We start from the raw sequence: 23,094 nt of genomic DNA, 5'->3' as shown, positions 1-23,094 counted from the left end.
GCCAGCTCGTCACCGTCACACCCGGGATTGGGGCAGTTGTTGGCCCGCGGCGGGAACACAAAGGTCCCGCACTGAGAACACTTACCGCCGATCAGGTGAGGATCACCAGCGTCATCGAAGGCAAACCACCCCTCGACCGCAGGCTGCGCAGATGCTGACACGCGGTCAGCGTACCCAGATCGGCGGCGAAACTGAAACGTGTTCCAGTTCTCCGACCGGAGGAAGTTGGGATCGGTAGCCCCGGTGTGCGGGTGAACTCGTCCACGAAGCGCCCCGAGTCACGGGGCCGAGGTGAACGGAGACGATCATGGGATTCTTCAACAAGTTGCGCGACGCCGCTGCCCTGCCCGGCATGGTCCAGGTCCGCGGCGCCGGCCCGATCGACCCCGCGGCCTTCGGGGGCCCGTCGACTCGCGCCGTCGCGACCGACGACCCGATCTGGCATCCGATCAACGGCATCTCCTTGCAGGACTATGCCGACCTGGCCAAGGCGGCGCAGGCCCGCGGAATCAACGACGAGGCAGGCATGATCACGCTCGCCCAGGAGCGCGGATGGGACCCGGCCGACACGAAGGCCGCCCTGGACGGGTGGGTGCAGCGGATGGGGCAGTCGATGGCGGTCGGCCAGCAGTTCCGCCGGCTCCTGGGGTACTGAGCCGATGCCCAACCCGATCAAAGACTGGGCGAGGATGTACGGCGCCCACCAGCGTTACCTGGAGGCGCAGGGCCGGCCATCCTCGTTCCTCGGTCAGATTGTCGACATTCCGAACCGTCTGCACGAGGCGGCCGATGTCTCCGAGATCGGTATGACGATGCTGCGCCATACCCAACTCGCCAATGGTGCGGGCCTCACCGCACGCATCACCGTCGGCGGTGTGTGGACGGTGGGTTCCTACATGAACATGTCGCCGATTCTGCGCATCCAGGCGGAGGTCCGACGCGAGGACGGGACTGCGCCCTACGGCGCGGTTTTCGACGAGGTCGTCTCACACCTTCACCTCGAGCGGATCCAGCCCGGCGCGACACTGTCCGTGTTCGTGGACCCGCAGAACCCGTACGACATGGCCATCGACTGGATCCGAACCTCTCAGTCCTGAGAGTCGGCCGTCTGCAACAGGATTCGCAACAGATCGTCAGGTTTGTCCCGCATCAGGTTGTGTTTTCCGTCGAGTTCATGGATGACCCACGCGGCATCGTTGCGGACCCTGTCGTAGGACGGGCGCAGTGGCGACTCGCCCGGCCAGTCCAGTGCGTAGACGAAGACGCGCTGACGGAAACGGGTCATGTCGCCGTGGAGGCGTAATGGCTGGAGGAGAGTGGCCAGCGGGTGGGAGGTCGCCCGCGGGTCGAAGAACGGCAGTGGCGGAACTCCGAATCCGGTGTCGTCCACCTTCACGTACCACTGCCGCTCCTCGTCGTTGACGACGTCCCAGCAGGCCTCGCCGTTGCGGGGCACGACAGCGTCGAGGAAGACCAGGGAGTCGACCCGGCCGGGGATCCGGTCCGCGACACCGGTGATCACCATGCCGCCGTAGCTGTGCCCGACCAGCACGAGCTTCTCCTCGGGGCCGGTCATGTGGTCGACCGCGGCGAGGACGTCGGTGATGTGGGTGTCGAGGTTGACGCCGCCCGGCAGCACATGAGACCGCTCCGCGATGCCGCTGAGCGTCACGGGCAGGGCGCGGTGGCCTGCGGATCGCAGTGAACTTGCGAGATCGTCGAAACACCATGCTCCGTGGCACATTCCGGGAACGAGGACGTAGGTGGTCATGAATGGCTCCTTTCGGTGTCCGCGCGGTACCTGGCTGTGACGCGGGCGATGTCCTGAGTGGTCTCGGTGCCGGCGTGGTGCATCCGCCTGTTCGCCGCGATGACCTCGGCGGTGGCGACCCGCCGCCGCTGCTCGTAGCGGCGCAGGCCCTGCCGAGGATCTCTGCTCAGCTCGTCTGCCAGCACGCGGGCGTCGACGATCGCTTGTGACGCGCCGTTGGCGCCGACGGGATACATCGGGTGGGCGGCGTCGCCGAGCAGAGTCACGGCGCCGGAACCCCAGTGAGGCAACGAGTCTCGGTCGACCATGGGGTACTCGAAGACCTGCTCGCTGAGGCCCGGCAGGGATGCCGCGTCGAGCCAGCCGAGTTTCCAGCCTGCGACGTGCGTCGCGACCAGGTCGGGGTCTGCGGGTCGGTTCCATCGTGCGTACCCGGGCAGGGGGCCGGCCGGGTGATCGTCGACCTGCAGCACCCAGTTGACCAGGCCGTCGCCGATCGGATAGGTGACCAGGACGACGCCGTCCGGTCCGTGCACGATGGCCATCGTCTGGCCGTCGAGGAACGCCGCCATCCGAGCCGCACCCCGATACATCCGCACCCCCGACCACAGCAACGGGTCGGGACCCGGATGCAGGTGCGATCGCACCACCGAGTTGATGCCGTCCGCGCCGACCAGGACGTCGGCGCGGAGATCACCCGTGGCGGTGTGCGCGACAACCCCGTCGCGCGTCTGGGTGAACCCCGTCAGGCCCGCACCGCAGCGGATTGCCGTCTGCCCGAGACGTTCGGTGACCGCGTTCACGAGAAGTGCGTGCAGCCGACCGCGATGCACCGAGCGCTGCGGATGGGTGTGGCCGCCGTCGATCCCGCGGGGCTCCCGGTACAGGTGTGTGCCGTCACTGGTGTAGTACGAAATAGCCTCAGGGGCAACGGAGATCGCGGCCAGAGCATCGCCGAGGCCGAGGGTGTCGAGTTCTCGGACGGCATGGGGGAGGAGGTTGATGCCGACGCCGAGCGGTTTCAGCGCCGGTGCCTTCTCCAGGACGGTGGCCTCGATGCCGCACCGTTGCAGCGTCAACGCGGCGGTGAGCCCGCCGATGCCGCCTCCCGCGATGACCGTGGATGGTGTGGGTGTCATGTCTTACCTCCTTCTCTTCCACACTGTCCAGCTTCGATGCATAAGTCCAATACCGTTACGCTCTGATACCTATAATCAACCGTTATGGAACTACGTCAGCTCGAGTACTTCGTCGCCGTGGTCGAGGAACGCAGTTTCACCAGGGCGGCGGAGCGCGAACGAGTCGCTCAGCCCGCCGTCAGTGCCCAGATTCAGCGCTTGGAGCGGCAGGTGGGACAACCGTTGCTCGCCAGGTCGAGCCGCGACGTACGACTGACGCAGGCCGGTCTGGCTCTGCTGCCCCATGCCAGAGCCGCACTGGCGGCGGTACGCGACGCGCAGGCCGCGGTGGACGAGGTCGCTCACCTGGTCCGTGGGTCCGTCGCGATCGGTACGGTGACGTCGCATCCCGTGAACGTCGCCGGGCTCATCGCCGCGTTCCACGCCGAACACCCCGCGGTGGAGATCACCCTGGGCACCGACAACTCCGACGCGCTGTTGACGATGCTGGCCGACGGGCGCCTGGATGTCGCCATCGTGTCGATCGGTGTCGACGAGGAACCACCCGGTCTGGACTACGTGGTCATCACCGACGAGGCACTGGATGCCGCGGTGGCGCCCGGGCATCGCCTGAGCCGGCGGAAGACCCTGTCGCTCGCCCAGTTGTGCGAGTTTCCGCTGATCTCACTCCCCGTGGGGACGGGCCTGCGGTCGCGACTCGACAGCGCCTGCGCGGCAGCCGGTGTGCGGCCCCGCATCAGCTTCGAGGCCACCAGCCCGGTCGAACTCGCCGAACTGGCCCGGCACGGATTGGGGGTGGCGGTGCTGCCGCAGTCGATGGCGCGCAGCCGCAGCGATCTGCACGCTCTGCGGTTGGCCCCCGAACTGCGCGGCAGGCTGGTGTGGGCCTGGCGCCGTGACGCCACGAGCCCGGCCGCGCGTCTGCTCAGCGAGCGCGCCCGCGCGGTGATCAACGCGCCGGAACAGGGTGCGGGGCGCCCAGGGTAGTGGCGGTCGGGCTGTCATACCGGGTGCCTAGAGTGAACCCGTGAGCCCTGCCAAGACTGCATCAGCGACCAAGGCCGGCAAGCCTGGCGCGGACGACAAACCGACACTGATGCTTCTGGACGGCAACTCGCTGGCCTTCCGGGCCTTCTACGCACTGCCCGCCGAGAACTTCAAGACACAGGGCGGTCTCACCACCAACGCCGTCTACGGCTTCACCGCCATGCTGATCAACCTCCTGCGCGACGAGCAGCCGAGCCACATCGCGGCGGCCTTCGACGTGTCGCGCCAGACGTTCCGGCTGGAGAAGTACCCCGAATACAAGGCAGGCAGGTCGGCGACCCCCGACGAGTTCCGTGGGCAGATCGACATCACCAAGGAGGTTCTCGGCGCTCTCGGGATCACCGTCCTGGCCGAGGCGGGTTTCGAGGCCGACGACGTCATCGCCACGCTGGCCACCCAGGCCCAGGACGAGGGCTACCGCGTGCTGGTGGTGACCGGCGACCGCGACTCGCTGCAGCTGGTCAGCGACGACGTCACCGTCCTGTATCCGCGCAAGGGCGTCAGCGAGCTGACCCGGTTCACCCCCGAGGCGGTGCTGGAAAAGTACGGGCTGACGCCGGCCCAGTACCCCGACTTCGCAGCGCTGCGCGGGGACCCCAGTGACAACCTGCCCGGGATCCCGGGCGTCGGCGAGAAGACCGCGACGAAGTGGATCGCCGAGTACGGGTCCCTGCAGTCGCTGGTGGACAACGTCGACAAGGTCAAGGGCAAGGTGGGCGACGCGCTGCGGGCCCATGTGTCGAGCGTGATCCTCAACCGCGAGCTCACCGATCTGGTTAAGGACGTCCCGCTCGCCCAGACCCCGGACACGCTGCGCATGCAGCCGTGGGATCGCGACCACATCCACCGGCTGTTCGACGACCTCGAGTTCCGCGTACTGCGGGACCGGCTGTTCGACACGTTGGCGTCGGCGGATCCCGAGGTCGACGAAGGCTTCGACGTCCGCGGCGGGGCGCTGGAGCCGGGAACGTTGGCACCCTGGCTGGCCGAACACGGTCGCGGCAAGCGGTTCGGGCTCGCCGTCGTCGGCAACCACCTCGCGTTCGACAGCGACGCCACCGCCCTCGCGCTCGTCGCCCCCGACGGCGAGGGGCGCTATGTCGACACCACCCGACTGGACCCCGACGACGAAGCCGCGCTCGCCGCGTGGCTGGCCGACCCCGAGGTGCCGAAGGCGCTGCACGAGGCCAAGCTCGCGATCCACGACCTCGAGGGTCGTGGCTGGGCGCTGCGGGGCGTGACCTCGGACACCGCGCTGGCCGCCTACCTCGTTCGTCCCGGGCAGCGTAGCTTCGCCCTCGACGACCTCTCGCTGCGCTACCTGAAGCGCGAGCTGCGCGCCGACAACCCTGAGCAGCAACAGCTTTCGCTGCTCGACGACGGAGACGGCGTCGACGACCAGGCGGTACAGACGCTGCTGCTGCGCGCCAGCGCGGTGACCGACCTCGCAGTGGCCCTCGACGAGGAACTCGCGCGGATCGACTCGTCGGCCCTGCTGGGCAGCATGGAGCTGCCGGTGCAACGGGTGCTGGCGGAGTTGGAGACCGCAGGCATCGCCGTGGACCTCGAGATGCTGTCGCAGCTGCAGAGCGAATTCGCCGCGCAGATCCGCGATGCGGCCGAAGCGGCCTATGAGGTGATCGGCAAGCAGATCAACCTCGGCTCACCCAAGCAGTTGCAGGTCGTGCTGTTCGACGAGCTGGAGATGCCGAAGACGAAGCGCACCAAGACCGGCTACACCACCGACGCCGATGCGTTGCAATCGCTGTTCGACAAGACGGGGCACCCGTTCCTGCAGCACCTGCTCACGCACCGCGACGCGACCCGGCTCAAGGTCACCGTCGACGGGCTCCTCAACGCCGTCGCCTCCGACGGGCGCATCCACACGACGTTCAATCAGACGATCGCCGCCACCGGCCGGCTGTCGTCGACTGAGCCGAACCTGCAGAACATCCCGATCCGCACCGAGGCGGGCAGGAGAATCCGCGACGCGTTCGTCGTGGGCAACGGTTACAGCGAGCTGATGACCGCCGATTACAGCCAGATCGAGATGCGCATCATGGCGCACCTGTCTCGTGACGAAGGCCTGATCGAAGCGTTCAACACCGGCGAAGACCTGCACTCGTTCGTCGCGTCACGCGCCTTCTCGGTACCGATCGACGAGGTGACCGCCGAGCTGCGTCGACGGGTGAAGGCGATGTCGTACGGGCTGGCCTATGGCCTCAGTGCCTACGGTCTGTCCCAGCAGCTCAAGATCTCGACCGAAGAGGCCAAGGAACAGATGGAGCAGTACTTCGCCCGGTTCGGCGGGGTACGCGATTACCTGCGTGACGTCGTCGACCAGGCACGCAAGGACGGATACACCTCCACCGTGTTCGGCCGGCGCCGCTACCTCCCCGAACTCGACAGCAGCAATCGGCAGGTGCGGGAAGCGGCCGAGCGCGCCGCGCTCAACGCTCCCATCCAGGGCAGTGCCGCCGACATCATCAAAGTCGCCATGATCAACGTCGACCAGGCCATCAAGGACGCCGGCCTGGCGTCCCGCACGCTGCTGCAGGTCCACGACGAGCTTCTGTTCGAGGTCGCCGACGGCGAACGCGACGACCTGGACGCCCTGGTGCGTGAACACATGGGCGGCGCCTATGCGCTCGATGTCCCGTTGGAGGTGTCGGTCGGCTACGGCCGCAGCTGGGATGCCGCAGCGCATTGACCGGACCGCGGCAGTCTGCAGAAGGGACGAACGGCGTGGCGAGCCACCCCTTCGACGAGGCGATCCGACTCGACGGCACCGACCCGGCATGGAGCCGAGGCCATACGAGCCCGGCGTGGGCGAACATGGTCGGCCCCTTCGGAGGGATGACCGCGGCGATCCTGATGCGGGCGGTCGAGAACCATCCGGAGCGGCTCGGCGACCCGGTGGCCCTCACGGTCAACTACGCCGCCCCGGTCGGCGATGGCGCCTTCGACATCGCGGTGAAGTGTGTGCGCAGGAATCGCAGCAATCAACACTGGCTCGTCGATTTGTGGCAGGACGACGAGGTCAAGACCAACGCCACCGCCGTCTTCGGCCATCGCCGCGACACCTGGTCGGACACCGAGCGTCCGCCGCTGTCGGTGCCGGAACCGGACAGGATCGAGCCCAGCGGCCTACCCGAGGTCATCGTGTGGGCCCGCAACTACGAGATGCGCTACGTCGAGGGGGCCATCCCGGCCCGGGGCGCCGAACCGGGTCCCTCCTCGACCACCACGCTGTGGGCGCGCGACCGTCTGGGGCGCCCGCCGGACTTCGCGTCTCTCACCGCTCTGAGCGACATCTTCTATCCGCGGGTGTTCCTGCGGCGCGGCGCACCGTGCCCGGCGGGCACCATCTCGCTGACCACGTACTTTCACGCCGATGCGGCCGAACTGTCCGCGGTGGGGGATGACTTCCTGCTGTGCCGCGCGCACGCGAATCGTTTCGCCCGGGGCTATTTCGACCAGTCAGCCGAGATCTGGAGTCGCGCAGGGGAACTGCTCGTGACCAGTCATCAATTGGTGTATTTCAAGACGTAGCCGCAGCCGTGGGATCACCGTGGCGATCACCGCCACTGCGGACCGGGGGTGTAGGCACGGTAGCCCGCCATCTGCTGCAGTGCCGGGGACGACGCCCGCGCCGCGTACAGCGCGTAGGTCTCCTCGTGGAGCAACGCCGTGACGCGAGAATCGACGAAGCCGCGGTCGATGCGGTCACGGACGAAGGCCAGTTCAGAGACCTGCTGCGCGAACCGTTTGACCTGATCACCGGCGTGTTTGCCGCCGAACCGGGTGGCCTCCGCGATCGCCTGCTTCCTCGCCGGCATCGCGCCGAGCCACGATGCTTCGTTCGGCGAGATGATCTGCGCAGCGACCATCCCCGGAAGCTTCGACGCCACGATCCGTTGTTCCCGGCGCCGGCTGGTGACGGCCATCGCGATCGCCAGCCCGAAGACGGGCATCATCCAGAACACGTAGGTGCCGAAATAGGCGCCGGTGCCCAGCAGCGAGGATCCGTTCCACATCGCGTGCAACACCACGGCGGCGAGGTAGCCGAGCAGCACGCAGCCGGTCTTGGCGAGTGCACCGCGCTTGTTCAGCGCGAACCACACTCCGAGCGCGAACATCGTGGTGAAAAGACTGTGGGCGAACGGGCCCATGATCAGACGCAGGGCTGCGGTGAACAGCGATTCGGCGAGCGACTCCCCGTTGGCGATGTAGAGGATGTCCTCCAGCCATGCGAATCCCGCACCGACCAGCCCGGCGTAGACCAGGCAGTCCGTCAACGAATTCATCTCGTTGCGGCGTGCGCCGGTCATCATGAGCAGCAGGAACAGGCCTTTGGCCGCTTCTTCGGTCAGCGGCGCGCCCAGGACCAGGGTGAAAGCGCTGACCCCGGTGTCGGCGGTCTCGACCGCGGGATTGAGCCATGCGTCGAGGAACACCTGTAGGAGCGCGGACACGACGACCGCGACCGACGTCCCCCAGATGAAGGCGAACAGCAACAGGCGCGGGGGCTCGGGTTCCCACCGGTCCAGCCACAGGTAGGCGAGGACGACGACGGTCATCGCCAGGCTGGACAGGACGAAACCGATCGCCGTACCGACCGGATTGGCCAGGGTCAGCAGGATGACGAGCAACCCGGCGAGCGTCCCCAGCGCGATGAGCACGCCCAACGGCACACCCACCGTGCGGATCCGGCGCACGAACGGCGCCCCGTACGGATGGAATCGGTGCGGCCCCCCGGGAGCGCCTGTGTAGGACACGCAAGCAGGTTAGCCGGTAGGGGAGGTGGGTTTGTCCTGCATGGACCCCGTCGAGTAGCCTTGATCAGTACCTGTGTGCGCTGTTCGCGGGTGCGATCAACAAAACATTCTGTCCCTACGATTAAACCTGTCCGGAGCAACCCACCACATGCCAAGTCCCTCCGTCACGTCTCCGCAAGTAGCCCTCAACGACATCGGCTCCGCGGAGGATTTCCTCGCCGCCATCGACAAGACCATCAAATACTTCAACGATGGCGACATCGTCGAAGGGACCATCGTCAAGGTCGACCGCGACGAAGTCTTGCTCGACATCGGCTACAAGACCGAAGGCGTCATCCCTTCCCGCGAACTCTCGATCAAGCACGACGTCGACCCCAATGAGGTTGTGTCCGTCGGCGACGAGGTCGAAGCGCTGGTTCTCACCAAAGAGGACAAAGAAGGCCGCCTCATCCTGTCCAAGAAGCGCGCGCAGTACGAGCGCGCCTGGGGCACCATCGAAGAGCTCAAGGAGAAGGACGAGGCCGTCAAGGGCACCGTCATCGAGGTCGTCAAGGGCGGCCTGATCCTCGACATCGGCCTGCGCGGCTTCCTGCCCGCGTCGCTGGTCGAGATGCGTCGCGTCCGCGATCTGCAGCCGTACATCGGCAAGGAGATCGAGGCCAAGATCATCGAGCTCGACAAGAACCGCAACAACGTGGTGCTGTCGCGCCGCGCGTGGCTGGAGCAGACCCAGTCCGAGGTCCGCAGCGAGTTCCTCAATCAGCTCACCAAGGGCGCCATCCGCAAGGGTGTCGTGTCCTCGATCGTCAACTTCGGCGCGTTCGTCGATCTCGGCGGCGTCGACGGCCTGGTGCACGTCTCCGAGCTGTCCTGGAAGCACATCGACCACCCGTCCGAGGTCGTCCAGGTGGGCGACGAGGTCACCGTCGAGGTGCTCGACGTCGACATGGACCGCGAGCGGGTTTCGCTGTCGCTCAAGGCGACTCAGGAAGATCCGTGGCGCCACTTCGCCCGCACCCACGCGATCGGTCAGATCGTGCCGGGCAAGGTCACCAAGCTGGTGCCGTTCGGTGCGTTCGTCCGTGTCGAAGAGGGCATCGAGGGCCTGGTCCACATCTCCGAGCTCTCCGAGCGTCACGTCGAGGTCCCGGACCAGGTCGTCCAGGTCGGCGACGACGCGATGGTCAAGGTCATCGACATCGACCTGGAGCGTCGCCGGATCTCGCTGAGCCTCAAGCAGGCCAACGAGGACTACTCCGACGAGTTCGAGGCCTGGAAGTACGGCATGGCCGACAGCTACGACGATCAGGGCAACTACATCTTCCCCGAGGGCTTCGACGCCGACACCAACGAGTGGCTCGAAGGCTTCGAGAAGCAGCGTGACGAGTGGGAGGCGCGCTACGCCGAGGCCGAGCGCCGCCACAAGATGCACACTGCGCAGATGGAGAAGTTCGCCGCTGCTGAGGCCGCCGAGGCTGCCAAGCCCGCGTCGTCCGCCAGTTCGTCGCGCTCTGAGGAGTCGGCCGGTGGATCGCTGGCCAGCGACGCCCAGCTGGCCGCGCTGCGCGAAAAGCTCGCCGGCAACGCGTAATTCGCTCAACGATCGCAGGCCCCGGCTCACCAGAGCCGGGGCCTGCGTCGTTTCCGTGTCCTGTTGCTCCGGCCGCACGCAGCCCTGACAGACTGGTGCGGTGCTGCGCATTGGATTGACCGGAGGAATCGGGGCGGGAAAGTCGACGGTGTCGGCCACGTTCAGCGAACTGGGTGCCATCGTCGTCGACGGGGATGTGATCGCCCGTGAGGTCGTCGAACCCGGCACACCGGGACTGGCCAAGCTGGTCGACGCCTTCGGGGACGGGATCCTGCACGCCGACGGCTCGCTGAACCGCCCGGCGCTCGCCGGAATCGCATTCAGTGACGACGAGAAGCGTGCCACCTTGAATGGGATCGTGCATCCCCTTGTCGGGCAACGACGTTCGGAACTCATCGAACGCGCCCAGCGCGACCGGGAGAACCCGGTCATCGTGGAGGACATTCCGCTGCTGGTGGAATCGCAGATGGCGCCGATGTTCCCGTTGGTGATCATCGTCAACGCCGACGCGGAACTGCGAGTCCGAAGGTTGATCGAGTACCGCAACTTCACCGAGGAGGATGCGCGGGCCCGCATCGCGGCGCAGGCCAGCGAGGAACAGCGGCGTGCGGTGGCCGACGTGTGGCTGGACAACTCGGGCAGCGCCGAGGAGCTCGTGCAGAAGGCCCGCGCGCTGTGGCACGACCGCATCGAACCGTTCGCCCGCAACCTCGAAGCGGGTCAGGCCGCGCCGGGGCAGGCGCGGTTGGTGCCGTCCGACCCCGCCTGGCCGGCTCAGGCCCAGCGGATTCTGGCGCGACTGCGGACCGCGTGCGGGCACCGCGCGTCCAGGGTCGACCACGTCGGCTCGACGGCGATCGAGGGTATGGACGCCAAGGACGTCATCGACATCCAGGTGACCGTCGCCTCACTGGACGTCGCGGACGAACTGGCCGCTGCGTTGCCGGCGGCGGGGTACGTGGCGACGTCGATCACCGCGGACGTCGCCAAGCCCGACGCGCGGAGTACGGTGGCCGAGTTCGACCACAGCGGGGACGAGGGGCTCTGGGAGAAACGGCTGTTCTGTTCGGCCGATCCCGGACGTCCGACGAATGTGCATGTGCGCGTAGACGGTTGGCCCAATCAGCAGTTCGCCCTGCTCTTCGTCAGCTGGGTCACGGCCAACCCCGGCGTGCGCGACGAGTACCTCGGGCTCAAGCGGCGGGTAGCCGCTCAGGGGCACGAGACGACGGGTGCCTACGCCGAGGCGAAGGAGCCGTGGCTCCTCGACGCCTACCGCAGGGCCTGGGAGTGGGCGGACAGCACAGAGTGGAAGCCCGGCCCAGCCCGCTAGGCGGGCGGTGGCTCGGCGGCTGGAGCGTCGACCGGCGCCGGGGCGGCAGGATCGGCAGGAGCGGCCTGCGGCGCCCCGGTGACCGGCGCCTCGCATGTCAGGGCCCCGTAATCGGGGTCGTCTCGCTGAGGTAGGACACGAGGTGCGATGAAGTCGTCGGCCTGCGCCACCAGAGCGTCGTCGACCAGGATCTCGCAGTGCAGGTTTGCCGAGTACGGCCACTCGATCGAGACCCGCAGGTTTGCGATGCCGGAGGCCGGCAGGACGGTCATCACCTCGAACACCCGCCCGGGCACCATCGTCGGGTTCGCGCTGAGAACCCGGTCGTCCTCGGCCTTGTAGGTGATCGAGGCGCCGCGCGACACCCCGTCGACCCGGGCCCGGTAGGTGACGTTGTGCAGGAGCTCCGGGGCCTGCGTCTCGACCTCCGGTTGCGGGTCCGGCTGCGCCGCCGAGATCGCGGGCGACAGCTGCCCGGCGACCATAGCGACGACCCCGGCAGCCACCATCGCACCGGCGGTACGTGTCCGTCTCCTCGAACTCACAGGCAGAGTCTAAGCGTCACGCCACGTCAGGGCCATATCGATACCGGCTAACCATCTGTCGAGGGCGTAGTCGTTGCGCGCGAGCGCCTCGGCCGTGGCCACCGCGACGCGGATGGCGCGTTCGGCGTCTCCGGGGTCGAGGACGCCGGTGCTGACCGCGGCCACCAGCTCGTCGACGTCGGTGATCTGCACGTCACGACCCGTGCGCAGCACGAGATCGAGGTAGTGGTCCTCGCCGTGCCAGCGCTGCCCGTCTCGGGTGTACCGGCCGACGTCGAGGTAGAAGTCCTGGTCGCGCTCGTGGCCGGGATTGAAGTGGAACACGGTCGCCCGCAGCCCCAGGGAGGGCAGCAGCCACGATTCGAGATAGTGGAACTGCGCGCGGCCCGGGGTGGGGCGGGCCATGTAGAGGCCCCACGGTCGGGCGACATACGTGTCGACGGCCCGCACGATGCCCTTCGGATCGGTGTTGGTGCGGGCGGCGACGTCGAAGGTCTCGCGTTTGGGAGGGTGGATGCGCTCAGGATAGAGCCTGGTGGCGACGGTGGGGCCGGGCACGGAACAGAACATGTCGGCGCGGGGTTCTAACCTGGTGAACATGGCTTTCGCGACCGAACACCCCGTGCTTGCGCACTCGGAGTACCGCCCCGTGGACGAGGTGGTGCGTAGTGGTGCGCGCTTCGAGGTGGTCAGCGAGTACGAGCCCGCCGGCGACCAGCCCGCCGCCATCGACGAGCTGGAACGCCGGATCCGCGCCGGGGAGCGTGACGTGGTGCTGCTCGGGGCGACGGGAACGGGCAAGTCGGCGACCACCGCCTGGCTCATCGAGCGGCTGCAGCGCCCCACGCTGGTCATGGCACCGAACAAGACGCTGGCCGCGCAGCTCGCCAATGAACTTCGAGAGATGTTGCCCAACAACGCTGTCGAGTACTTCGTGTCGTACTACGACTACTACCAACCCGAGGCGTACATCGCGCAGACCGACACCTACATCGAGAAGGACAGCTCGATCAACGACGACGTCGAGCGTTTGCGGCACTCGGCCACGTCGAACCTGCTGTCGCGTCGCGATGTCGTGGTGGTGGCGTCGGTGTCCTGCATCTACGGCCTGGGCACCCCGCAGTCCTACATGGATCGCTCCGTCGAACTCAAGGTCGGCGACGAGGTTCCGCGGGACTCCCTGCTACGGCTGCTGGTCGACGTGCAGTACACCCGTAACGACATGTCCTTCACCCGCGGAACGTTCCGGGTGCGCGGCGACACGGTCGAGATCATCCCGTCGTACGAGGAGCTGGCCGTCCGCATCGAGTTCTTCGGTGACGAGATCGAGGAGCTCTACTACCTGCATCCGCTGACGGGCGACATCATCAAGAAGGTCGACTCGTTGCGGATCTTCCCGGCCACCCACTACGTGGCGGGGCCCGAGCGCATGGCCCACGCGATCTCGACCATCGAGGCCGAGCTCGAAGCGCGGCTGGCCGAGCTGGAGGGTCAGGGCAAGCTGCTCGAGGCACAGCGGTTGCGGATGCGCACCAACTACGACATCGAGATGATGCGCCAGGTCGGCTTCTGCTCGGGCATCGAGAACTACTCGCGCCACATCGACGGGCGTCCGGCCGGGTCCGCTCCGGCCACGCTGCTGGATTACTTCCCGGAAGACTTCCTCCTCGTCATCGACGAGTCCCACGTCACCGTGCCCCAGATCGGCGGCATGTACGAGGGCGACATGTCGCGGAAGCGCAACCTGGTCGACTTCGGCTTCCGGCTTCCGTCGGCGGTGGACAACCGGCCGCTGACCTGGGAGGAGTTCGCCGACCGCATCGGCCAGACCGTGTATCTCTCGGCGACGCCGGGCAATTTCGAGCTGGCCCAGACCGGCGGTGAGTTCGTGGAGCAGGTCATCCGCCCGACCGGCCTGGTCGATCCGCACGTCATCGTCAAACCGACGAAGGGGCAGATCGACGACCTGATCGGGGAGATCCGCAAGCGCACGGATCGCGACGAGCGTGTGCTGGTCACGACGCTGACCAAGAAGATGGCCGAAGACCTCACCGATTACCTGCTGGAGATGGGGATCCGGGTCCGCTACCTGCACTCCGAGGTGGACACGCTGCGACGGGTCGAACTCCTGCGCCAGCTGCGGCTGGGGGAGTACGACGTGCTCGTCGGCATCAACCTGCTGCGTGAGGGCCTCGACCTGCCGGAGGTGTCGTTGGTGGCCATCCTGGACGCCGACAAGGAAGGCTTCCTGCGTTCGCCGCGCAGCTTGATCCAGACCATCGGCCGCGCCGCCCGCAACGTCTCGGGCGAGGTGCACATGTACGCCGACACGATGACCGACTCGATGAAGCAGGCCATCGACGAGACCGAACGGCGTCGAGCCAAGCAGGTCGCCTACAACAAAGAGCACGGCATCGACCCGCAACCGCTGCGTAAGAAGATCGCCGACATCCTCGACCAGGTGTACCGCGAGGCCGACGACACCGAGGCGGTGGAGGTCGGGGGGTCCGGCCGCAACGCGTCGCGGGGTAGGCGCGCTCCGGGCGAGCCGGGCCGTGCGGTCAGCGCAGGGGTCTACGAGGGCCGGGACACCAAGAACATGCCCCGTGCCGAGCTCGCCGACCTGATCAAGGATTTGACCGCCCAGATGATGGCGGCGGCCCGCGATCTGCAGTTCGAGCTCGCGGCACGGATCCGCGACGAGATCCAGGACCTCAAGAAGGAACTCCGCGGCATGGATGCCGCCGGGATCAAGTGACTTGATCTCAACCCCGGTTCAGGTCCTAGCGTCGAGGCCGTGACCGACACGGGAACCGACAGTCCGCCCCTCGCCGCCGGCGGCTGGCGTGAGCTCCTCGGGCCGAAGAACCTGGGTGCGGCGACGGTGCTGGCCGGCGGCGTGGCGTTGTACGCGACCAACGAGTTCCTCACCATCAGCCTGATGCCGAGCGCGGTCGCCGACATCGGCGGCCACCGTTTCTACGCGTGGGTCACGACGGTCTATCTGGTCGGCTCGGTGATGGCGGCCACGACGGTGCATGCGACGCTGATGCGGCTGGGTCCACGAGGGGCTTACCTGTTGGGACTGACCGTGTTCGGGCTGGGAAGTCTCGGCTGCGCCCTCGCGCCCAGCATGGAGGTGCTCCTCGTCGGCCGAACGGTCCAAGGGGCCGCAGGGGGATTGCTGGCCGGACTCGGTTACGCGGTCATCAACACCGCACTGCCTAGCGCGTTGTGGACAAAGGCCTCGGCCCTGGTTTCGGCCATGTGGGGCGTCGGCACGCTCCTCGGGCCCGCTGCCGGCGGGTTGTTCGCCCAATATGGTTCGTGGCGTTGGGCTTTCGCGGTACTGGTCCTGATGGTCGTCGCCATGTCGGCGCTGGTTCCGTGTGCGCTCCCGGCCCGTCGCGACACCGCTCGCGCCGACCCCGGCGTGGCCAAGATCCCGGTGTGGTCACTCCTGCTCCTCGGTGCGGCCGCTCTGTCGGTGAGTATGGCCGGTGTGCCGCACGACGGTCGGGCCACCGCCGGGCTCGTCGCGGTCGGTGTCGGCCTGGTGCTGCTGTTCGTCGTGGTCGACCGCCGGGTCGAAGCCTCGGTCCTCCCGCCGAGTGCCTTCGGGCCAGGCCCACTGAAGTGGATCTATCTCACGCTGGGGGCGCTGATGGCGGCCACCATGGTCGACATGTACGTTCCGCTGTTCGGTCAGCGGCTCGCTCATCTCACGCCGGTGGCGGCGGGATTCCTCGGGGCCGGCCTGGCCATCGGCTGGACGGTGGGGGAGATCAGCAGCGCCTCACTGAGCCGACAGCGGGTGATCGTCCGGACGGTGGCGGTGGCTCCGCTGGTGATGGCGGCGGGTTTGACCGTCGGCGCGCTGACCCAGCAGGTGGACGCCTCGGGGGTGAGGGTGGCGGCCTGGGCGCTGGGGCTGGTGGTCACCGGCGCCGGTGTCGGTATCGCGTGGCCGCATCTGTCTGCGTGGGCGATGAGCAAGGTCGACGATCCGACCGAGGGACCGGCAGCGGCGGCGGCCATCAACACCGTGCAGGTGATCTCCGCGGCATTCGGGGCAGCCCTGGCCGGCGTGATCGTGAACGTCGCTGATACCGGCGACGCGACCGCTGCTCGCTGGCTCTTCGGCGCGTTCGCTGTGCTCGCGGCGGTGGCTGCAGTGGCATCGACGCGCAGTGGGCGGGCCGCCCCCGGGTAAAGATCTGCACGATCCGAACCCTGTCCGCCGGTGACCGGCTCTGAGATGGTGGGTACGTGCGGGTGTGGCTGAGTGGCTAGGCACCGGCCTGCAAAGCCGTCTACACGGGTTCGAATCCCGTCACTCGCTCGCATGGGCCGCATCCATGGCAGCGGAAAGCCGCCCCACCCGGTGGGTGGGGCGGCTTCCCAGGTTCCTGAGGACAGGTCCCTTACAAGCTGACGAAGACGCCCGTGTCCTCGTTGTAGACGCCCCAGACCTCAAGATCGGGGTTCCACACGACGGACAGACCCTCGGCCCAGTCGGGGAGCTCCGGCTGCAGCGGCGCACCCTCGGGCGGGAGCACCGGTGTGATGACCCACGACGGGGTCTCCGGCAGCACGATGGTGTCCGCGGGCATCGGGCCACCGTGTCCGGGAGGCGGCAGGTAGCCGAGCCCCGGAGGCAGCGGGTTGCCCGGGTCGCCGGCGTTGACGCCGGGGCCGGTCACGATGTCCGGGCGGGGCGTATTGCCGATCCCGTTGCCCTGGCCATTGCCATTGCCGTTGCCGTGGCCGTTCCCCTGACCCTGGCCGTTGCCCGGATTCGCCGGCGGATCGGCCTGTGCGAGCCCTGCGGCCATGCCCAAGCCGCCGAGGCCCAGCAGGCCTGCGGCCGCGACGCTGGCGGTCATCTTCTTCATGTCCATAGACGTGTTCCTCCTCGGTTGTTTCCGAGCTATCACCCGTACGGCGTCAGCTGGAAGTGTCGTTACACCATGGCCATTGCCGCACTCGCTCTGCGGTCTGGCCGTGACCCCCGTCGCGAAGAACTATGGCCGTTGATCTTCGGACCTAAACCACAGTAAGACAGGCTAATTGGAAAAAATCTCATCCCTGCAGATAGGCGGGGTTAGGTAGTCTCTGTGCGGTATTGACCATTTGCTGTGGACTTTCGAAACCTTGTAACGCTTTGTCTTCAGCAACCGATAAGGGGCCTTTCGGCGGACTCGGCGACCCGCCGGGGTCCTAAAACTTTACCGACCGGAAGGTAAAGTGACTAGGTGCCGTCCACCGTCTCGCGCCGGCGTCCGTCGTCGGCGACCGCGATCCTCGACGCCGCGCGCGCCCTGCTCGATGACGGCGTCACCGTCTCCCTCGAGTCGGTCGCCCACGCGGCGGGTCTGACGAAACCGGGGCTCATGTATCACTACCCGACGAAATCGGCACTCATGGAAGCGCTCGTGGACCATGTGGTCGATTCCCAGGAACGTGAGCTGTCCACCTACCTCGACGTCGAGGTGGACCAGGCCACCTCTCTGCAGCGCCTCGGGGCGTACGTGCGTTGGGCGCTGCAGAGCCACCACCGGCGCTCGGATCTGGTCATGCTCAGCGATCCGAAGCTGGCAGATCGGATGCTGGCGCGGTGGACGCACCGTTTTCATCAGTGGGTCCAGGTGCCGCCCGAAGTCCCCGCGGTCGAGAAGGCGCGCCTGCACGCCGCGCGGCTATTGGCCGACGGGGCGTGGCTGGCGGATTCGTCGCGCACGTTCCCGCTCAGTGAAGACGAACGGCCCCAAGTGCTTTCGGTGGCTCTGCAGCTGCTGGGGGAGGAGTCGTCATGACCTGGCTCCTTCTCGCCCTGGCCATCACCAGTGAGGTGGGGGCCACGCTGTCGTTGAAGGGGTCGGCCGACGTCCCCGCGCTGTACGTCGTCGTGGTACTCGGCTACCTGGCGTCCTTCGTCTTCCTCGCTTTGGTGCTCAAGCGCGGAATGGGCCTGGGCGTGGCGTACGGCATCTGGGGCGCCACCGGCGTCGCCCTCACCGCCGTGCTGTCGGCGCTGGTCTTCGGAGAAAACCTGACCACCACGATGATCGTCGGCCTCGGCTGCATCATCGCCGGCGTCGTGCTGGTCGAGACCGGATCCCATGTGGACGACGAATGATCCAGTACCTACTTCTCGCCGCGGCGATCGCCAGCGAGGTGACGGGGACTCTGGCCCTCCGCGTTGCTGCGCGGGGTCGCGCTGTCTTCTACATCGCGGTCATCGTCGGATATGTGCTGGCGTTCACTCTGCTGTGGGCTTCCCTGCGGCAGGGGATGCCGCTGGGCGTCGCCTACGGAATCTGGGCCGCGGCGGGGGTTGCGATCACCGCCGTCGCATCGCGCCTGCTCTTCGACGAGCCGTTGACGCGAAGGATGGTGGGCGGCATCGTGCTGATCGCCGTCGGGGTCCTGCTCGTCGAGATCGGCGCCGCCCACTGAGCGATCCGCGCGATTATCCATGCGCTGACGCCGTCGCACATTTTGTTGCAACACGGAACGGCAACTAATGGGTCACCGTTGCATCGCTGCGCGGTTCAACTTTGCTGAAACTGTGTCAGCGTGGGTGCGTGCTCGCACGCCAGGTAGCCCGCGTCCTAGGTTGTGCGGCGGTGACAGCATGGGCGCTGTCGTACTCCGCCGCCGTCGCTCCCGTTGCTGTGGCTGAGACGTGCCCTGATGTCGAGGTCGTTTTCGCCCGGGGCACCGCCGACAAACCGGGCATCGGGTTCACCGGCAGGCAGTTCGTCACCTCGCTCAAACGCAAGCTGCTGGGCAAGAACATCTCGGTGTACGCCGTGGACTACCCGGCCAGCTGGAACTTCTCGAAGTCCACGACCGAAGGCGCCGTCGACGCCAACAAGCACGTCCGCTATGTCGCTGCCATCTGCCCGGCGACGAAGATCGTGCTCGGTGGCATGTCGCAGGGCGCGGGCGTGATCGATCTCATCACGATAGGCAACAGAACGATCTGGTTCTTCAAGCCGGCACCGCTACCCGACGAGATGGTCAAGCACGTGGCGGCGATCGCGGTCTTCGGCAATCCGTCGCGGGACGTCTCGACCCTCGGGCCTCTCACGAAGATCAGTCCGCTCTACGGCAGCAAGGCAATCGACCTCTGCGCTGACGGCGATCCGTACTGCTCGCGCGGGAACAATTTCCTCGCCCACTTCTCCTATCCCTGGAATGGAATGGTCGACGAGGCGGCGACCTTCGCCGCAGCTCGGGTGCTCGGCCGGCAGAACTGACCTGAATCCGCCTCCTCTGCAGTTGTTCTCGGCACATCCCCACTTTCGTTCGCCGCTACACCGCCGCGCGGTATCGGTTCGGTAACCTTCTCGCAGGAGGGGCCGCCGACCGGCTAGGTTTCTCCACAGGTGGGGGCGCCGGTTCGAGAGTTCGAGGAAAAGCGATGCCACCCAAGATGAATCGAGTCGGCGCCACGTCGGTGGTGATTCTCGGCATCTTCCCGTGGTTCGCCGTCGCGGCGACGGCATCTGCCGAGCCCAGCCCCGGCGTCCCCTGTCTGGAGATGGTTCAGCAGCTGGCGGCCGCGCCGCCCAGCGTTCCCGAAACACTGGACACCGCGGCGAGCGCCCTGAACAGCGTTGTGCCGGAACAACCTCCGGCTCTGCCACCCATCCCTGTGGCCGAGGTCGTGCACGGCGTCTCCGCGCTCGCGGCCCCAGGGCCCGCCCCTGTGCCCCTCGACACCTCGCCGGCGGTGGCGCCGCTTGTCCAGGCGGCCGCGCCAGTCCCCGCGCCGGCGCCCATTTCCGTTGCCGCACCGCTTGTTCCGGCTGCGCTGCCGATCGTGCCACCGGTACCGGTGGTCGCCTCGCCGCCCTTGGCGGCGCCGGTGGTCCAGGCGTCGGCGCCCGTGCCGGACGCGATGCCCCCGGTCGCACCGCCCGTTGCCGCGCCTCCTCCCGTTCCGGCACCGCCGCTCCCGGCCGCACCTGCGTTTGAGCCGACGCCCCCAGCTGCGCCGGCACCGCTGGAGTCCATGGCAGCTGTCCCGGTTGCCGAACCGCCCGCTCCGGCGCCCGCCGTGCCCGCATCGGCCGCACCACCACCCGTGGAAGTGGTTGCGCCAGAAGCAATCGCGGCGGCACCACCGGCCCCCGCGCCCCTCGCTGCCGCGGCGCCGGCCGAATCCGCTCTGGTGCAGCATGCTGCGGCGCTGCCGCCACCCCTCCCCGGCCCGGTGGTTCCGGTCGTCCCCGTCGGTGCCCCGGTGCCCGTCGTGCCGATTCCCGCGGTCCCGGTGGCGGCGACTGCTCCGGCAGCGGCCCCTCCGTCGCTGCCCATGCCCGCGTTGCCGTTCCTTCCGGCCTCGCTGCCCATCCCGACAGACCTCGTCTGCGAAGGCACCGCGTGGTCCGCCGCGGGCGATGAGCCGGAAAACTCTGCGGGGACGGCGATTCCTGCGGACCCGCGGCGCGAGGACTGGCGGTGAGGGTCGCCCCGACTCCCTCACTTCAGTTGTCGCAGCCTATTTTTGCGGAGCTGTCGGCTTCGTCACGTCGTGGCCCTCGGCGTGATCCTTCCGGCGCGTGGAGGAGTGGATCCTGGGCAAATGCGATGCCTGTGTGCTGAATCGCACCCCTGTCGGCCTCAGACCGGGCTAATGTCTCGGTTGGCGTTGCAACCGACCTTGGAGGTTATGAATGACCGGCTATCAGACGGTGGTGGTTGGCACGGACGGATCTGATTCGTCGCTACGTGCCGTGGACCGCGCCGGTCAGATCGCTGCCGGAGCGCACGCGAGGCTCATCGTCGCGACAGCGTACTTCCCGCAGAGCGAGGATTCCCGAGCCGCGGACGTGCTGAAGGACGAGGGTTACAAGATGTCCGGCAACGCGCCGATCTACGCGATCCTGCGCGAGGCCAAGGAGCGGGCCAAGACCGCCGGTGCCGAGAACATCGAAGAGAAGGCTGTCGTCGGCGCGCCCGTCGACGCGCTCGTCGAGTTGGCCGAAGAGGTCAACGCGGACCTGCTCGTCGTCGGCAATGTCGGCCTGAGCACGATCGCCGGTCGGCTCCTGGGCTCTGTGCCTGCGAATGTGGCCCGGCGGTCCAAGACCGACGTGCTCATCGTGCACACCTCCTGACGGAGGTTCACCGACGAAAAACCCTGGGCCGGCGCGCAGCCGACCCAGGGTTTTCGACTGTCAGGAGTTCGAAGCCTTCGCGATCGCGGTGATCGCGGAATCCAGCGCGGCGTTGAATTCCTCGTCGCTCTGCTGGGCGGTGAGACCCTCGGTCAGCGCCCGCGAGAAGCTGGCGATGACACCCTGGTTGGCGGCGAGCTTCTCGCAGGCATCGTCGCGGTTGTATCCGCCGGAGAGCGCGACCACCCGCAGGACCTTCGGATATTCGACGAGCTCGCGATAGTGGTTGTCGACGTCGGGCAGCGTCAGCTTGAGCATCACGTCCTGGCCGTCGCCGAGTTTGTCGAGTTCGGACAGGATCGCGGCCTTCAGTTGATCCTCGGCTTTGGCCTTCTCCGGGCTGTGGATGTCGACCTCCGGTTCGATGATCGGCACCAGGCCCGCGGCCAGGATCTGCTTGCCGACCTCGAACTGCTGGGCCACGACCTCGTCGAGACCGGCGCCGGGCATCTTCACGACCGACCGCATCTTCGTGCCGAAGACACCCTTGTCCCGGGCCCGGGAGAGAAGGTCGTCGAGGCCGGGGATCGGCTTCATGACCTGCGCGCCGTCCTTCTCGTCGGCAAGGCCCTTGTCCACCTTCAGGAACGGCACGACCTGCTTGACGTTCCACAGGTAGTCGGCGGTGTCGCGGCCCTCGATCTGCCGGTCCATGGTGTCCTCGAACAGGATCGCCCCGAGGATGCGGTCGCCGTCGAAGCTCGGGCTGGTGATGATGCGTGTGCGCATCTCGTGCACCAGATCGAACATCTCCTCGTCGCCCGAGTACGCGTCCTCGGCGATGCCGTACAGCTTCAACGCCTTGGGCGTGCTGCCACCGCTCTGGTCCAGCGCCGCAATGAACCCGGCGCCGCGCTGCGCCTTGTTGAACTGATCGCTGCTCATGTTCCCTTTCCGATTTTCTTCGATTAACCGCGGGTCACCAACCGCGCTCACGCCATTCGCCCAGGTGAGGGCGCTCGGTCCCGAGCGTCGTATCGTCGCCGTGCCCTGGATACACGACGGTTCGATCTGCGAAGACGTCGAACACCCTGCTGCTCACATCGCCGAGCAGTTGTTCGAAGTCCCCGTCTCTCCAGGTCTTTCCGACACCTCCGGGAAACAGGCAGTCCCCGGTGAACAGGTGCACCCGCTCGTCGGTGGCCGCGCCGCCCAATGCCAGCGCCACCGAGCCCGGGGTGTGCCCGCGGAGGTGGATGACGTCGAAGTCGAGTTTTCCGACGGTGACCGTGTCGCCACCGGCGAGAAGCCGGTCGGGCGTGACCGGAAGCGGCCCGGCATCGAGGCTGTGGGCCGCCGTCGGGGCGCCCGTGGATCCGGCCACCTCCTTGAGCGCCATCCAGTGGTCCTGGTGCTGATGGCTGGTGACGATCAGCGAGAGCGTGGGGGCGTACTGCTCGACGAGCTCCAGGAGAATCGCCGGTTCGTTGGCGGCGTCGATGAGTAGTGTCTCGCCGGTCTGGGAACACGTGACGAGGTACGCGTTGTTGTCCATGGGGCCTACCGACACCTTGACGATCGACGCACCCGGAAGTACGCGTCGGGCTGCCGTATGGGGCTCGACATGGCCTGTGTAGTTGTCGTCGACCGCCGTCATGCTGACTCACGTTACTTCCCGAGGTGACGCGGTCGTCGGGGCCATCACCAATCTCGTGGGGGACTTGTCGGTGGGCGCACCTAGCATGGGTCTGTACTGCGC

The 23,094-nt window shown here is 67.3% G+C and carries 24 protein-coding genes and 1 tRNA gene; 16 read left to right on the top strand and 9 right to left on the bottom strand.

The window, feature by feature from the left end:
* Positions 1 to 161: zinc ribbon domain-containing protein (locus FHR72_RS24605; RefSeq protein ID WP_311736246.1), on the bottom strand; the 161-nt coding region annotated here is incomplete at its 3' end.
* Between the two features lie 146 nt (positions 162 to 307).
* Between FHR72_RS24605 and FHR72_RS24600 the strand changes: the two genes are divergently transcribed.
* Together FHR72_RS24600 and FHR72_RS24595 are read left to right on the top strand one after the other, a co-directional pair.
* Entirely contained in the window at positions 308 to 655 is a 348-nt protein-coding gene (locus FHR72_RS24600; protein ID WP_183473588.1) for a hypothetical protein, read from the top strand.
* 4 nt (positions 656 to 659) lie between these two features.
* Entirely contained in the window at positions 660 to 1,097 is a 438-nt protein-coding gene (locus tag FHR72_RS24595) for a hypothetical protein (RefSeq protein ID WP_183473585.1), read from the top strand.
* On the opposite strand, the gene FHR72_RS24590 is transcribed toward FHR72_RS24595, so the two are convergent.
* Together FHR72_RS24590 and FHR72_RS24585 are read right to left on the bottom strand one after the other, a co-directional pair.
* On the bottom strand, positions 1,088 to 1,771 hold the full coding sequence (locus FHR72_RS24590; RefSeq protein WP_183473583.1) for an alpha/beta fold hydrolase: 684 nt from the start codon (positions 1,769 to 1,771) through the stop codon (positions 1,088 to 1,090). The genes FHR72_RS24595 and FHR72_RS24590 overlap by 10 nt on opposite strands.
* On the bottom strand, positions 1,768 to 2,910 hold the full coding sequence (locus FHR72_RS24585) for an FAD-dependent monooxygenase (RefSeq protein ID WP_183473580.1): 1,143 nt from the start codon (positions 2,908 to 2,910) through the stop codon (positions 1,768 to 1,770). The genes FHR72_RS24590 and FHR72_RS24585 overlap by 4 nt, the downstream gene beginning before the upstream one ends.
* Positions 2,911 to 2,994: 84 nt before the next feature.
* Between FHR72_RS24585 and FHR72_RS24580 the strand changes: the two genes are divergently transcribed.
* From FHR72_RS24580 to FHR72_RS24570, 3 genes are read left to right on the top strand one after another with little or no spacing between them, the layout of a single operon-like run.
* Positions 2,995 to 3,897, top strand: a complete 903-nt coding sequence (locus FHR72_RS24580) for a LysR family transcriptional regulator (protein WP_183473577.1) — start codon at positions 2,995 to 2,997, stop codon at positions 3,895 to 3,897.
* A 40-nt stretch (positions 3,898 to 3,937) separates the two neighbouring features.
* A complete protein-coding gene (gene polA, locus FHR72_RS24575; RefSeq protein ID WP_183473574.1) occupies positions 3,938 to 6,667 on the top strand; it encodes a DNA polymerase I in 2,730 nt (909 codons plus the stop codon).
* Positions 6,668 to 6,702: 35 nt separating this feature from the next.
* Positions 6,703 to 7,509, top strand: a complete 807-nt coding sequence (locus FHR72_RS24570) for an acyl-CoA thioesterase (RefSeq protein ID WP_183473571.1) — start codon at positions 6,703 to 6,705, stop codon at positions 7,507 to 7,509.
* A 26-nt stretch (positions 7,510 to 7,535) separates the two neighbouring features.
* On the opposite strand, the gene FHR72_RS24565 is transcribed toward FHR72_RS24570, so the two are convergent.
* Positions 7,536 to 8,735 carry a PrsW family intramembrane metalloprotease gene (locus FHR72_RS24565; protein WP_183473568.1) on the bottom strand — a complete coding sequence of 400 codons (1,200 nt, stop codon included), beginning with the start codon at positions 8,733 to 8,735 and terminating at the stop codon, positions 7,536 to 7,538.
* Between the two features lie 148 nt (positions 8,736 to 8,883).
* Here FHR72_RS24565 and rpsA point away from each other — a divergent pair, with 148 nt between their 5' ends.
* The gene (rpsA, locus tag FHR72_RS24560) at positions 8,884 to 10,326 is read left to right on the top strand and encodes a 30S ribosomal protein S1 (RefSeq protein ID WP_183473565.1); all 1,443 of its coding nucleotides are present in this window, start codon (positions 8,884 to 8,886) and stop codon (positions 10,324 to 10,326) included.
* 100 nt (positions 10,327 to 10,426) lie between these two features.
* A complete protein-coding gene (gene coaE / locus FHR72_RS24555; protein WP_183473562.1) occupies positions 10,427 to 11,659 on the top strand; it encodes a dephospho-CoA kinase in 1,233 nt (410 codons plus the stop codon).
* Here the strand turns inward: coaE and FHR72_RS24550 are convergent.
* Both FHR72_RS24550 and FHR72_RS24545 read right to left on the bottom strand, forming a co-directional pair.
* Positions 11,656 to 12,204 carry a hypothetical protein gene (locus FHR72_RS24550; protein WP_183473559.1) on the bottom strand — a complete coding sequence of 183 codons (549 nt, stop codon included), beginning with the start codon at positions 12,202 to 12,204 and terminating at the stop codon, positions 11,656 to 11,658. The two genes, coaE and FHR72_RS24550, sit on opposite strands and share 4 nt — an antisense overlap.
* A gap of 9 nt (positions 12,205 to 12,213) precedes the next feature.
* A complete protein-coding gene (locus FHR72_RS24545; protein ID WP_183473621.1) occupies positions 12,214 to 12,720 on the bottom strand; it encodes a ribonuclease FAU-1 family protein in 507 nt (168 codons plus the stop codon).
* Positions 12,721 to 12,802: 82 nt separating this feature from the next.
* On the opposite strand from FHR72_RS24545, the gene uvrB reads away from it, so the two are divergent.
* From uvrB to FHR72_RS24530, 3 genes are all read left to right on the top strand, one after another.
* Positions 12,803 to 14,962 carry an excinuclease ABC subunit UvrB gene (gene uvrB, locus FHR72_RS24540; protein ID WP_183473556.1) on the top strand — a complete coding sequence of 720 codons (2,160 nt, stop codon included), beginning with the start codon at positions 12,803 to 12,805 and terminating at the stop codon, positions 14,960 to 14,962.
* Positions 14,963 to 15,001: 39 nt separating this feature from the next.
* The gene (locus FHR72_RS24535) at positions 15,002 to 16,417 is read left to right on the top strand and encodes an MFS transporter (protein ID WP_183473553.1); all 1,416 of its coding nucleotides are present in this window, start codon (positions 15,002 to 15,004) and stop codon (positions 16,415 to 16,417) included.
* Between the two features lie 58 nt (positions 16,418 to 16,475).
* Positions 16,476 to 16,546 (top strand) — tRNA-Cys (locus tag FHR72_RS24530).
* An 82-nt stretch (positions 16,547 to 16,628) separates the two neighbouring features.
* On the opposite strand, the gene FHR72_RS24525 is transcribed toward FHR72_RS24530, so the two are convergent.
* Positions 16,629 to 17,105, bottom strand: coding sequence for a hypothetical protein (locus tag FHR72_RS24525; RefSeq protein WP_183473550.1), 477 nt, complete (start codon positions 17,103 to 17,105; stop codon positions 16,629 to 16,631).
* Between the two features lie 354 nt (positions 17,106 to 17,459).
* Here FHR72_RS24525 and FHR72_RS24520 point away from each other — a divergent pair, with 354 nt between their 5' ends.
* The 6 genes from FHR72_RS24520 (at position 17,460) to FHR72_RS24495 (ending at position 21,335) form a co-directional block, all read left to right on the top strand.
* Entirely contained in the window at positions 17,460 to 18,020 is a 561-nt protein-coding gene (locus FHR72_RS24520; protein ID WP_183473547.1) for a TetR/AcrR family transcriptional regulator, read from the top strand.
* Positions 18,017 to 18,343, top strand: a complete 327-nt coding sequence (locus tag FHR72_RS24515; protein ID WP_183473544.1) for a DMT family transporter — start codon at positions 18,017 to 18,019, stop codon at positions 18,341 to 18,343. Before FHR72_RS24520 ends, FHR72_RS24515 begins: the two co-directional genes overlap by 4 nt.
* The gene (locus tag FHR72_RS24510; RefSeq protein ID WP_183473541.1) at positions 18,340 to 18,663 is read left to right on the top strand and encodes a DMT family transporter; all 324 of its coding nucleotides are present in this window, start codon (positions 18,340 to 18,342) and stop codon (positions 18,661 to 18,663) included. The genes FHR72_RS24515 and FHR72_RS24510 overlap by 4 nt, the downstream gene beginning before the upstream one ends.
* A 128-nt stretch (positions 18,664 to 18,791) precedes the next feature.
* Positions 18,792 to 19,469, top strand: coding sequence for a cutinase family protein (locus FHR72_RS24505; RefSeq protein WP_183473539.1), 678 nt, complete (start codon positions 18,792 to 18,794; stop codon positions 19,467 to 19,469).
* Between the two features lie 164 nt (positions 19,470 to 19,633).
* Positions 19,634 to 20,680 carry a hypothetical protein gene (locus FHR72_RS24500; RefSeq protein ID WP_183473537.1) on the top strand — a complete coding sequence of 349 codons (1,047 nt, stop codon included), beginning with the start codon at positions 19,634 to 19,636 and terminating at the stop codon, positions 20,678 to 20,680.
* 211 nt (positions 20,681 to 20,891) lie between these two features.
* Positions 20,892 to 21,335: a universal stress protein gene (locus tag FHR72_RS24495; protein WP_183473534.1), complete on the top strand. Its 444-nt coding sequence runs from the start codon at positions 20,892 to 20,894 to the stop codon at positions 21,333 to 21,335.
* A 60-nt stretch (positions 21,336 to 21,395) separates the two neighbouring features.
* On the opposite strand, the gene FHR72_RS24490 is transcribed toward FHR72_RS24495, so the two are convergent.
* Positions 21,396 to 22,280 carry a fructose bisphosphate aldolase gene (locus tag FHR72_RS24490; protein ID WP_183473531.1) on the bottom strand — a complete coding sequence of 295 codons (885 nt, stop codon included), beginning with the start codon at positions 22,278 to 22,280 and terminating at the stop codon, positions 21,396 to 21,398.
* A 34-nt stretch (positions 22,281 to 22,314) separates the two neighbouring features.
* Positions 22,315 to 22,992 (bottom strand): MBL fold metallo-hydrolase, encoded by a 678-nt coding sequence (locus tag FHR72_RS24485; RefSeq protein ID WP_183473528.1) that lies wholly within the window; start codon positions 22,990 to 22,992, stop codon positions 22,315 to 22,317.
* Positions 22,993 to 23,094 lie beyond the last annotated feature (102 nt).

It is taken from the genome of Mycolicibacterium iranicum, from assembly GCF_014190915.1.
Taxonomy (GTDB): Bacteria; Actinomycetota; Actinomycetes; order Mycobacteriales; family Mycobacteriaceae; genus Mycobacterium; species Mycobacterium iranicum_B.
The sequence above is the reverse complement of the archived record's forward strand: the minus strand, read 5'-3'. Positions and strand labels throughout refer to the sequence as shown.

Excerpts from the sequence above, each read along its gene's own strand:
- FHR72_RS24600 (WP_183473588.1), top strand. The coding sequence starts at position 308 with ATGGGATTCTTCAACAAGTTGCGCGACGCCGCTGCCCTGCCCGGCATG.
- FHR72_RS24595 (WP_183473585.1), top strand. The coding sequence starts at position 660 with ATGCCCAACCCGATCAAAGACTGGGCGAGGATGTACGGCGCCCACCAG.
- FHR72_RS24590 (WP_183473583.1), bottom strand. The coding sequence starts at position 1,771 with ATGACCACCTACGTCCTCGTTCCCGGAATGTGCCACGGAGCATGGTGT.
- FHR72_RS24585 (WP_183473580.1), bottom strand. The coding sequence starts at position 2,910 with ATGACACCCACACCATCCACGGTCATCGCGGGAGGCGGCATCGGCGGG.
- FHR72_RS24580 (WP_183473577.1), top strand. The coding sequence starts at position 2,995 with ATGGAACTACGTCAGCTCGAGTACTTCGTCGCCGTGGTCGAGGAACGC.
- rpsA (WP_183473565.1), top strand. The coding sequence starts at position 8,884 with ATGCCAAGTCCCTCCGTCACGTCTCCGCAAGTAGCCCTCAACGACATC.
- uvrB (WP_183473556.1), top strand. The coding sequence starts at position 12,803 with ATGGCTTTCGCGACCGAACACCCCGTGCTTGCGCACTCGGAGTACCGC.
- FHR72_RS24525 (WP_183473550.1), bottom strand. The coding sequence starts at position 17,105 with ATGGACATGAAGAAGATGACCGCCAGCGTCGCGGCCGCAGGCCTGCTG.
- FHR72_RS24515 (WP_183473544.1), top strand. The coding sequence starts at position 18,017 with ATGACCTGGCTCCTTCTCGCCCTGGCCATCACCAGTGAGGTGGGGGCC.
- FHR72_RS24510 (WP_183473541.1), top strand. The coding sequence starts at position 18,340 with ATGATCCAGTACCTACTTCTCGCCGCGGCGATCGCCAGCGAGGTGACG.
- FHR72_RS24500 (WP_183473537.1), top strand. The coding sequence starts at position 19,634 with ATGCCACCCAAGATGAATCGAGTCGGCGCCACGTCGGTGGTGATTCTC.
- FHR72_RS24495 (WP_183473534.1), top strand. The coding sequence starts at position 20,892 with ATGACCGGCTATCAGACGGTGGTGGTTGGCACGGACGGATCTGATTCG.
- FHR72_RS24490 (WP_183473531.1), bottom strand. The coding sequence starts at position 22,280 with ATGAGCAGCGATCAGTTCAACAAGGCGCAGCGCGGCGCCGGGTTCATT.
- FHR72_RS24485 (WP_183473528.1), bottom strand. The coding sequence starts at position 22,992 with ATGACGGCGGTCGACGACAACTACACAGGCCATGTCGAGCCCCATACG.